Source organism: Mesorhizobium sp. CNPSo 4689 (assembly GCF_057784325.1).
In genome coordinates this window covers 1-7119 of sequence record NZ_JBWLUZ010000074.1, presented here as the reverse complement: position 1 = coordinate 7119, position 7119 = coordinate 1, and the positions used below count along the sequence as shown (strand labels likewise).

Here is a 7119-nt window from a genome sequence, read left to right as displayed (position 1 = left end):
AGCAGATTGGGACCTTGTTCGCCGACCCCATCAGGGCCAGCAGCTTCGAACGGCTGCATGAACAGGCCGGACAGAAGACTGCACCCGACCAATGCGCCAGAACAACGAATTACCTCTTGCAATACGGGAGCCATCCACAGAGGACATCGAGCACAACCAGCGCTGGACCCAATCCTGACCTGCCTACATGATTTCAATCCCGAAATCAGACATTTCGCCCGACGGCGTCATACCCATGGTTCCTTGTCCAACTCCGTCCGGGTGGCCGGCGTTCGGCTCGTGGTTCATGCGGTCAGGACATCCTCAATCTTGATCGGCAATGTCCGCACACGCTTGCCCGTCGCGTGGAACACTGCGTTGGCAATTGCCGGAGCGGTATACGTGGACGACCGCAGAGGGTCGACTCCGGCCGGTGGCTGAAGGTCAGCTAACGAGGCGCGCTGCGAATGACCAGTAGTGGCGCAATCGAGGCGATCCGTGCTTTTAACCGCTCTGCACGCGGAAGAAGCCGTTGGAGGACTAGGTTGGGTGGAAACTTGCCGTATGCGCGCCTGTCGTAACGACGTGATTGCGGCAAGGAGCGGACGTCGCCCCGCCTCTGCGGCTTGCTCACTCTAGCGTCGGGGGCGGTCCGCAGACCGTTGAATCGAAATCGCTACGAAGCCCACGGGCAGACCTTAGCCGCCCGCGCTGAGCATTTCGATGATTGTTAAATCCAAAGAATCACCACAGGACGGTGGCCGTCGAGCGAGTTTTCAGCAGCCCATTTCCGCAGCCTATTAATGTGCAACTTGGGAAGCTGCCGACATCAATTCCTCGGGATTCGGCGCTCTGAAGGTGTTGAGGCCATCCTCCAGAACTTCAGTGAAGTTCCAGCGTACGATGCCCGCCCGGTCGATTAGGAACTGGCCGACAAGCTGCCCCTGGCCGGAAGCCACCATCGCCTGCTGATCGGCTTCCGTAATCTCATATCCTTCCTTCTTGTTGAGGAACTCGTTCATTGCCATGACGTCCATAGGTTTGGGCAACTCGCCCGGGAGATGGATCCGTATCGCCATGACCGTGTCCATCCCAACCTCGCGCAAGCCGAAAGCACGGTGCGAGGCCCGCTCCGGGTCGGATGCGGCGAGAAGATCGGGTGCCGGGTGGTAACGGAAATAGAGCCGCGCCCGCTCGACCGGCGTATTGACCACCGCCAGGCATTCGACGCCTTTCTCACCCAGGGCCGGCTTGAGTTGCGCCATCGCCGCGACATGGCGCCGGCAGAACGGACAGTGCAGGCCTCGGAACAAACCGATCAACAACGGGCTACGGCCTCGAAAATCATCGAGCGCGATCTTGCCTTCGCGTGAGATCGCATTGAGCACAACATTCGGTGCCCGGTCGCCCGGCTGCAGCGGGCGGTCAACACTACTCGTGGACATGGACAACCTCCTCGCCCCGGGTCAGTCAGGGAAAGCAGCACACCCAGCGTTTCGGAGGCGATCAAGTGCTGGGGCGAAAGCTCCCTGTGCCAAGGCAATAGTTCTCGACCTCTGCCATATTGCCGAGGTCGAGATTACGCGCGTTGCAAGCCCACCATAACACGAAAAGGCATCTGCGGGTCGCCTCCAAATGTGGTGAATGACCTCACGCGAGCGCACTCCCGAATGCTCTTGCGCTGAAGGTCAGGTTCCCGACCTCGATTTGGAGGTTCAAGTCTGCAACGCCCAAGGTCGTCAACGGGTCGGTTTCGGACGATAAGCGAAGGTCCGCTCCCGAAAAGCGTCGGGAATGTCTGGAAATGGCGCAACAAGATGTCCAAGGTGGTCGCCGGCAACGTCCGCTATCGGGCAAAAGCGAAGATCACCTCAACGGCCGACATGCGGCGCAAAGCTGCCGTTCCTCCGCGCGCGAAACTGAACGGATCCGCGTCAAAAGGCGACCGGCGGACGATCCATGTTAACATTGTGGCTAATTAAACGGCGCGCCATGATCGCGGCCCAAAAGGTCCGCTAAGCGCCAATACCAGTCAGCCAGATGCATACTCGCGGATGACCGCAATGGGCCGGAAGCGGACTGGCAGCTTCGAGGCTCGGAAGGTCAGAAACGGACCTTCAAGCGCCCTGCGTGCATCGACGTGAACTGACCCGAACCGGTCATTGCAGCTGCACGGCGGCAACGTCGCTGAAGGGGTGGAAAGTTGCCGTTCGGCTCATTCGCCCGAACGAGCAGGTCGCGCCATAGCTGGCATTCGCTCGGCGTCCCCTCGGATCGGTCGACAGTTGAAGCTATTCTTCTGGCGGAGCAGGAGCGAAGCAGCGGAGACCCTAGGATCCATGCTGTGACTTTTAAGCGTCACGGCGGCGAACATGGATCGCGAGGTCGGCGGCATCGTCTCGGGCTTTCGGAATTGGGCAAAACCTTAGGGGAGTCCTGCCAGTTCGGCGCCGTGGCGGATGGCAAGCAACGCGTCCGGGTTCTTCACGGGGTTGCCTGCGATGAAGCGTTCGACCGAAAAGCTGGGAAATTCAGCTTTCAAGCGGGCTGCGATCCTGGCCGCCTCTTCGGTCTCGCCCATGGCCGCATGCGCAAGCGCCAGGAACATCAGCACGTCCGGCGACTCGGGCACGCTTCTGCGCAGCGCCGCAATGGCCTCCTCATGCCGGTCGGCGGCGAATAGGACGCGGCCCTGCATACCGAAATACCAGGGCGGGGCCAGCGGATTGAGGCGCATGGCGCGCTCGATGAGCGGAATTGCCTCGGACGGATCGCCGACGACAAGAGCTCTGCTGCCGGCCAGCAGTGTCAGTATGCCGGCATAGTGCGAGCCGTATTCGAAAGCGCACCGATACGCATGCTCCGCCCCCTCGAGGTCGCCGAGGCATGCCCTGAGATTCCCAAGGCAAGCGTGGGCGCAGCTGTCGGTCGGGTCGAGCCGCAGCGCCGTTTCGGCCGCCGCCCGCCAGTTCTCGATCGACGTTGGCAGATTGTCTCCGAAGCCGTTGCAGGCCTCGATCGAATAGGCATAGGCGAGTTCGGCCCAGGCGTTGGCGAAGGTAGGGTCGAGCTCCAGCGCGCGTGAAAACAGGCGAATCGCCTCCTCATTGCCGGCGCGGCTGAACGTGGTGTGCTGTTCGATGGCAAGCAGATAGTAGTCGTAGGCCCGCAGGCTGGCCGGCGGCTTGCGGCGAACCGCGTTGCGGCCGACCGTGGCCAGCGTTCCGTAACTACCGACGAGCACGTTGATGATGCTTTCGGTCAGGCTGTCCTGGAGCGCGAAAATATCCTCGACCGAGCGGTCGTAACGCTCCCTCCACAGGCTGACGCCGTTGCGTGCGTCGGCAAGCTCTATCGTCGCGCGAACCCTCTGGTCGTCCGCGCGCAACTGGCCCGACACGATATAGGTAACGCCGAGCGCCTTGCCGTCGGCCGCGAAATCGGCGGGCTTGCTGCCCAGCGATTTCATCGTGTGGAAAGCGATGACGGGCAAACCCGCGTATCGTGCCAGGTCAATGGTGATCTCAGACGACAGGCCGTCGGCAAAGCGACACCAGCGCTCTTCGGAATTCAGGCATACGATGGGGAATATGGCGAGCACTGGCGAGGCGTCAGACAGAGGTAAAGGCGCCTGCGGCTGGGCGCCGGAGGTGTCGGCAAAGTGGGCCGCGAGCCCGATCTTGTTACGCACCCCAAGTTTTTCGTAGATGGTCGCAAGGTGGGTGCGAACAGTGGCCGGGGCAATGAAAAGCGCCTTGCCGATCTCCCGATAGGTCAGGCCGGCGGCAAATTTTTCCGCGACCGCGCGCTCGCGACCCGACAGGGCATCGAGCGTGTGAGCTTTCGAAGCGTCATTGAGCATCATGGAAACCGCGTCCCAGGAAGCTGTTCGACTGCCGTCGCGGAAGAATACTACAAATGCGGTAGGCCGAATACAGCATCTGCCCGATCCCGCCGCAGGCTCACACGGTGCAAGCTTCCCTTACGGCAACAAGCTGCAATCAGCCAAGGGGGATTCCATGCGTTCTGTATCCATAGTGCTGGCATGCACGGTCTTGGGTTTTTGCGCCGCAGCGTCGCCCTCGTTCGCAAGCGGGTGCCGACAGTTGCTGGAATCAAACGTGAAAATCGCCAGCATGCGTGTGTATGCCGACATCCTGGCAAATGCTGCCCGCAACGGCTGGAACTACACGCCTGAATCGATCGTCAGCGGCTCAAATCGGCATTTCGAGGAGATGAGCCTCCAATTGATCGAAGCCGGTTATGAGATCTTCCCCGTCGGCGCTCGCCCAAATTGCAACCAGTTGAACAAGCAGGCCGGCGGTTAGCTAAATCACCGATCCGCCCTTTTGCGGCGCAAGCTTTGTCGAGACATCGATATGTCGAAGGTGCAGGCCAACTGTCTGCTGCTGCTTGCCGCCGCATTTTGGGGGTTCGGTAACGTTGCGCAGAAGACCGTGCTGGATCATCTCGATCCGCTCAGCGCCGTAGGCACGCGCTGCCTGATTGCGGGACTCTTGGCCGCGCCGCTGATGATGCTCGAACTGGGAAGAAAGCTCGAACCGGGCTACTGGATGAGTCTTATCAGAGTCAGCGCGCTGTTTTCAATTTCCATTGCCATCCAGCAGGTCTCCTATCTCGGCACCTCGGTCACCAATGCGAGTTTCCTGGTGAGCACGGCAACGGTGATGACGCCGCTCGCAGCCTGGTTCCTGATCGGCGAGCGACCGACCGCAGTGGTCGGACTTGCGGCGTGCGTGACATTGGTCGGCGTGCTGCTTCTGTCCGGCGGATTGACCGCCAGCTTCAGTCAGGGCGATCTCGCAGCGATACTTTCGGCCGCATGCTACGCGCTTTGGATGGTCGAGCTCGGGCGCCATATGCAAACCCATGGCGCTCCGGTCACAGCGGCTGCCGCTCAATTTCTCGTCGCGGCCGTGATCACCCTGCCGCTTGGAGCCCTTCACGGCAATTTATCGATGGCTGCCATCAGCGACGCGGCCCCGGAACTCGCTGTACTCGGCATATTCTCGACGGCAGGCGCCTTCGGCATCCAGTCGATCGCCCAACGGTTTACCTCGGCCAGCCATGCCGCCGTGATCGTCAGCGCAGAGAGCGTGTTCGGAGCGATTGGCGCGGCCATGTTTCTAGGGGAGCGGCTGTCGTCGGTCGGGGCTCTCGGGGCTGCGATCGTACTTGGAGCAATCATCTTGCTGTCCCTGTCAGTGCGCAGATCCGAAATTGCCAAGCCAGTGGCGGCAGAGTGAGAAACCATCCCCTTGGCAAATCAAGTGGAGGCCCTCCGCCGGAAATTGGTGATTGAGATAAGCCTGAACGTGAATGCGCCAGGCCAATCGGACAACTGACGCACACCCCGGTAGGAGGCCTCATCGAGCCTAGTCCGGGTTCGATCGGCCTCGCCAGCCTGGATTCAACCGCAGCCGTACCACGCGCCTTGCCGAAGGTCCGCAAAGGGTGGGCTCCGGCCGCTCGGCCTTGATCGCTTTAACGACCGCTCCCGGCGCACCCGCGACCTCCAGCGCGGTCGCCCGTAATGTCCGCTTTAAGGCAGTCGCACAGCTAACTTTAATGACCGAGATCGGCGCGAAGCCGCCGCTCCTTCCGAGCGAAACATGGCGCGGTTGTCGCTCGAACAGGGCCAGCGGGATACGGCCCGCAATCTTCTCGCCCCGGTCTATGGCTGGTTCACGGAAGGATTCGACACGCTCGATCTGAAGCATGCCAAGGCGCTGCTCGACGATTTGCATGTCTGACAATCAATTTCGACACAGCCCTTAGTTCGACCGAACGTAGTCCCTGGTGAGCTTACACCTCAACAGCAGCTCATGAGGCGGACATGACCTTTCGGGTGAAGTGAGTTGCGCCGATCTAAGGAGCATATCTGCGGGACATGCCATGCATACTGGGCAGGGGGTGTCCGCCTCTAGGCTAGGAACTGGAGATCACGTTCAAAGGAACTCGGCCAGAAAGCCGGAAAAACACGTTCGAGGTCACCAGCGTTTCTGGACTGGCCAGGTGATTTTCGAGGGAGGTCAGATCGCTCTCGAGGTCGCTACGCTCAATGAAGCCACCGTCAATCAGTTTATCACGAACATTTTTGATGAAGTCCCGCAGGATCGGTCGCCGCTCATGGGCCGGTGGATAAACATGGACGACTGTATCGACGCGGAGGTCCACAACTCCAGCGTCGCGAAACAGCCGGTGGGTGCGCCGGCCTACGAAGAGGTCGATTCCTTGGGCTGCCGAATAGGCTTTGTAGGCGTCGAGGAGACGGGTCCACGCCGGCAGCGGCGGATCGCAGATGAGGGCGAGAAAGTCAGCCTCGAAACTTGCCACCCAGCCTCCGGGACGCACCAGTGAGACCATCTCGCGCACGATGCGCTCGGGCTCCGGCACGTTGACGAGAACAAGCCGCATGTGAGCACCGTCGAACGACGCTCGAGGCAACTGCGTGTCGTATGCATCGCCTTCACGAACTTCGACCTGCGATAGCCCGTGGTCAGCAACAAAGCGGCGGGCCTGTTCGACAAAGTGGTGGCTGCGTTCGATGCCAAGGACCGATCCGGTCGAGCCGACGCGTTTGCCAAGCAGGTGCAAGACACCTCCCGGACCGCAGCCAAGGTCGATGACGCGCTCGCCCGGCTTGATCCCGATCCTGTCGAAATGCGCGTCGGAATCCGGCGCCAGATTGGCGATCTGGCGCTTGAGCCGTATCTCCTCGGCCTCGCCACGCCCTAGCAAATACTTGTCTGGCTGTGTCAAGACGCATTCCTCTAACGTGAGCATGCGGCAATCAGGCGTTGATCACGTATTTTCGAGAATGCGACAGCTCGATCGCGCGGTCAACAAACACAGTCCGCTTGGGACCTACGGATGACGCGACGTTGCCATGCTGGCCAACCTCATCGCGCAACTTTGCCGTTCACGAATGTCCGGTTCGAGGCGCAAAGCTGCCTGTGGCCTGTCCACTAGCGATGTCCTCTGTGGATGGCTCCCGTATTGCAAGAGGTAATTCGTTGTTCTGGCGCATTGGTCGGGTGCAGTCTTCTGTCCGGCCTGTTCATGCAGCCGTTCGAAGCTGCTGGCCCTGATGGGGTCGGCGAACAAGGTCCCAATCTG

7 protein-coding genes are annotated in these 7119 nt (G+C 60.7%); 4 read left to right on the top strand and 3 right to left on the bottom strand.

What is annotated here, in order from left to right:
* Positions 1-779: 779 nt before the first annotated feature.
* Positions 780-1424, bottom strand: coding sequence for a peroxiredoxin-like family protein (locus tag AC04SI_RS32800; protein ID WP_404285021.1), 645 nt, complete (start codon positions 1422-1424; stop codon positions 780-782).
* Positions 1425-1796: 372 nt separating this feature from the next.
* Between AC04SI_RS32800 and AC04SI_RS32795 the strand changes: the two genes are divergently transcribed.
* Entirely contained in the window at positions 1797-1961 is a 165-nt protein-coding gene (locus AC04SI_RS32795; protein ID WP_404285019.1) for a hypothetical protein, read from the top strand.
* 443 nt (positions 1962-2404) lie between these two features.
* Here the strand turns inward: AC04SI_RS32795 and AC04SI_RS32790 are convergent, their stop codons facing one another.
* Positions 2405-3844 (bottom strand): LuxR C-terminal-related transcriptional regulator, encoded by a 1440-nt coding sequence (locus AC04SI_RS32790; RefSeq protein ID WP_404285017.1) that lies wholly within the window; start codon positions 3842-3844, stop codon positions 2405-2407.
* Between AC04SI_RS32790 and AC04SI_RS32785 the strand changes: the two genes are divergently transcribed.
* The 3 genes from AC04SI_RS32785 to AC04SI_RS32775 all read left to right on the top strand — a co-directional run bounded on the left by AC04SI_RS32785 (position 3834) and on the right by AC04SI_RS32775 (position 5753).
* On the top strand, positions 3834-4307 hold the full coding sequence (locus tag AC04SI_RS32785) for a hypothetical protein (protein ID WP_404285015.1): 474 nt from the start codon (positions 3834-3836) through the stop codon (positions 4305-4307). The genes AC04SI_RS32790 and AC04SI_RS32785 overlap by 11 nt on opposite strands.
* 21 nt (positions 4308-4328) lie before the next feature.
* Positions 4329-5246 carry a DMT family transporter gene (locus AC04SI_RS32780; protein ID WP_404285013.1) on the top strand — a complete coding sequence of 306 codons (918 nt, stop codon included), beginning with the start codon at positions 4329-4331 and terminating at the stop codon, positions 5244-5246.
* 366 nt (positions 5247-5612) lie between these two features.
* Entirely contained in the window at positions 5613-5753 is a 141-nt protein-coding gene (locus tag AC04SI_RS32775; protein WP_404285012.1) for a hypothetical protein, read from the top strand.
* A 175-nt stretch (positions 5754-5928) separates the two neighbouring features.
* Here the strand turns inward: AC04SI_RS32775 and AC04SI_RS32770 are convergent, their stop codons facing one another.
* Positions 5929-6762 (bottom strand): methyltransferase domain-containing protein, encoded by an 834-nt coding sequence (locus tag AC04SI_RS32770; protein WP_404285010.1) that lies wholly within the window; start codon positions 6760-6762, stop codon positions 5929-5931.
* Between the last annotated feature and the right edge of the window lie 357 nt (positions 6763-7119).

Coding starts and splice junctions, on each gene's coding strand:
- AC04SI_RS32775 (WP_404285012.1), top strand. CDS start 5,613: ATGGCGCGGTTGTCGCTCGAACAGGGCCAGCGGGATACGGCCCGCAAT.
- AC04SI_RS32800 (WP_404285021.1), bottom strand. CDS start 1,424: ATGTCCACGAGTAGTGTTGACCGCCCGCTGCAGCCGGGCGACCGGGCA.
- AC04SI_RS32795 (WP_404285019.1), top strand. CDS start 1,797: ATGTCCAAGGTGGTCGCCGGCAACGTCCGCTATCGGGCAAAAGCGAAG.
- AC04SI_RS32790 (WP_404285017.1), bottom strand. CDS start 3,844: ATGATGCTCAATGACGCTTCGAAAGCTCACACGCTCGATGCCCTGTCG.